This is a genomic window from Pseudomonas sp. ICMP 8385, from assembly GCF_002699915.1.
Classification (GTDB): Bacteria; Pseudomonadota; Gammaproteobacteria; order Pseudomonadales; family Pseudomonadaceae; genus Aquipseudomonas; species Aquipseudomonas gessardii.
Window position 1 is genome coordinate 1 of sequence record NZ_LKBY01000004.1, and the last position, 2,913, is coordinate 2,913.

General features: G+C 53.7%; 2 protein-coding genes. Both read right to left on the reverse strand.

Going from position 1 to position 2,913, the window contains the following annotated elements:
• Window positions 1-376 precede the first annotated feature (376 nt).
• Window positions 377-1,810 (reverse strand): MFS transporter, encoded by a 1,434-nt coding sequence (locus tag AO268_RS03660; RefSeq protein ID WP_099167928.1) that lies wholly within the window; start codon window positions 1,808-1,810, stop codon window positions 377-379.
• The coding region (locus tag AO268_RS03665; protein ID WP_257154329.1) for an MBL fold metallo-hydrolase at window positions 1,807-2,913 on the reverse strand (1,107 nt) is incomplete at its 5' end. The genes AO268_RS03660 and AO268_RS03665, both read right to left, overlap by 4 nt.

Consider the following 2,913-nt stretch of genomic DNA (forward strand, 5'->3'; position numbering starts at 1 on the left):
CTTATCCACAATTGCTGGGGCAAAAATCAGCAATCCGTCCTGGGTCAATTTTCAATCGGCAGGGTGGGTCAGTTTTAAATCAGCGCCAACAAGCCAGGCCATTAAGCCGCATTGTTATTTTTATGACCACTTGCTGAAAAAATAGAAAAGTCCCACACCCAACTATCGAGCTCGTCGCCCCCTGACACAAATCCTGCTCGCTTTACCGGATCAGTGGAAGGCGCGACCAGACAGGTAAGGCAAGTAATAAAAAAGTCCGCCGGCAATACGCATAAACCAAGGCAACCTCTGGCTTGCGTTGAACTCTGCCAGCGGCGGTTGGGCGTAATCACGAGACGGCGGATGGACGCCTGCCGCTGGCGTGTTCGCCGTGCCCTTAAGTAAAGTACTGCTGAAGCTTCTTCGCCGTCCGGTCGGGATTTAGACAGAAGATGCTGATAAGGCCTACTGTCACCAAGTAAAAACCAATGTAGTCGAAAGAAGCGTTCATCCCTTCGGCCAACCGTTTGCTCATTTCCAAGGTCTGTGGCCCGCCTTTGACCATTTGCACGTAACCTGCACGCTCCATCAACATACCGACCATAACCGGCGCCACGATGCCCCCTAGAGACGCAATGGCAGTCAGAGTCGCCATGACTGCACCACGTTGTTTGGAGGCGACGCAAAAGGCCACTGCCGTCGGAGCGAGGGGAAAGGTCATAGCCAGTCCTGCGGCAATAACCAGCAAGGAGACCGCAGCGTATCCCTCCAGGTGAGGAAGAATCAGGAAGCAGACCCCGGACAAGATCAAGACGAAACCGAACAATGCGCCCAATGACAAGTAAACCGATAGGCCGCATCTCATCATTACGCGAGACGCATAACCCAACACACCCAGAGTCAGTGCGCCGAACAACCACGGAAAGGTAGACACTAGCCCCACCATTTCGGGTGAAAGCGACACTACCGCACTCAAGTAACGGGGCGACCACGTTGTCAGGAAGCCCTGAGCCCAAAAGCAACCTGCACCGGCGAGTGTCGCGATGATGAACATACTGGAGGAAAAAACCCGAAAAATGGGGACGTGTTTAAGACTGTCCGATTTTTCGGCAATGCTGGCTCGATCCTTGGGAGATGCCTGGTGTTTCGCACCTTCTGCGCGGAGAGCGCCCTCCTGATGCTTACCCTTGATATGACTGTAGGGGCCTTCTTTGGCGATCACCAGCCATAATGTTGACCAAATCAAGCCGACGAGACCGAGGAAACCAAATGCCCAGCGCCAACCCCACTGCGGATGGGCAATGATATAGGCAAGGATTGGCGCTGCAAAAATCGGCCCCAAGGTAGAGCCTATCGCCACCAGAGTGCTAGGCAAACCGCGCTCCCTGGCTGGAAACCAGCCGTGTACATGGTGCAGGGTAATTGGCATCGCAGGCCCTTCGGCAGCACCAAGCACTATCCGGGTTACAAGCAATACTGCAGCGCCTCCACCAAGCAACATCGGAAACTGCAAGACCGACCAAAGCACCCCCATGGTCAACAGAATCCATCGGGTCGGCACCTTAGCCGCAAGAAAGCCGACCCATATTGCGCTAACGGCGAAAAGAAAGAAAAACGCACTGCCGATAAAACCGAACTCACTCGCGGATAAACCGAGTTCACGCATGGCAGGCTCAGCAACCAATCCCAAAACGGCCTTATCGGCAAAGTTGATCATCTGAAAAATCACTAGCATCCCGGTGATAAGCCAGGCGCGGCGATTCATCTGCCCCGAAGCGAGCGCCGCCCGCAATGTGTGAGGCGGATAAGCAGTTTGAGTTAACTCCGTCATACGCACACCCCTACGTTTTCAGAGCTGTGCGAAACTTCGCTCAAGGATGCGGCGTTAATATTGCTACCTACGCGAAAGCTGTCGTTATCCTCTGCCGCAAAAACCTTACCGCTGAAGTCACGATGGGCGGCCCGGAGCATTTTTTCGATGTCAGCCGCGCCCGGCACATTGGGTACGATATGATGCAGAATCAATTGACTGACACCAGCCGCCTGGGCCACTTTTCCCACCTGCTCGTATGAAGTATGAGACTCCTCAAGGTGTACGGCGATTCCTTCGCGGGCAGGCCCTTCTGGAAAAGTGGCCAGGATCGCGTCCAGATCGATGACCTCATGCAGAAGCATGTCGGCACCTTTGGCCAGGCGGATGCAATTTTCCGAGTAAGTCGTGTCACCGGAAATCACTACCGATCCGTACTTACTGTCAATGCGGAAGCCAAAAGCTGGGTAGCATAAACGGTGGTCCACCAGAATGGCCGAAACAACGACTTGCGCGTCTCGATAAACCACAAAAGGATCCATGACTGGATGACGGGCTAGCACGGGATCAGCCTTGGCTTCGGCCGGCACCTCAATGTCGTGGCCATAAACCCACTGATTGGGGCTGGAACGCCCTTCGTCGGCCATGCGAATGGCTACGTCAGACGCAAAAACCTTGTTGATCAACGCATCCACGATATCAGCAGTACCGACCATCGGGTGATCTCCACCACAGCAACCGGGCACGACAAGATGATCGCCATGAGTATGCAGGACGGGTACACGTGGCGGTTTAGCGGGTCCGTAGACGTGAATCGGTTGACTAAAGGACTCTCCCGGCACTTGCCAGCCGGTAAGCAGATACGAACCCAGATCATAAATATGATCAGAATGGTGATGGGTTATGAAAATCGCTCTTAATTGATCCCAAGTACAATGAGACCGGTAGTTACGAATACTGCCCATACCACAATCAAAAACGTATGAACATCCATCAACCACAACCGCAGTAGAGATACCTGCACGACTAGGGAAACTCTGAAAAAGACTTTCTGATTTGGCAAAATACCGCGACCCCACCCACCGAGTTTCCCGATGAAGCAGATGACCTTCGCCGACGCCGAG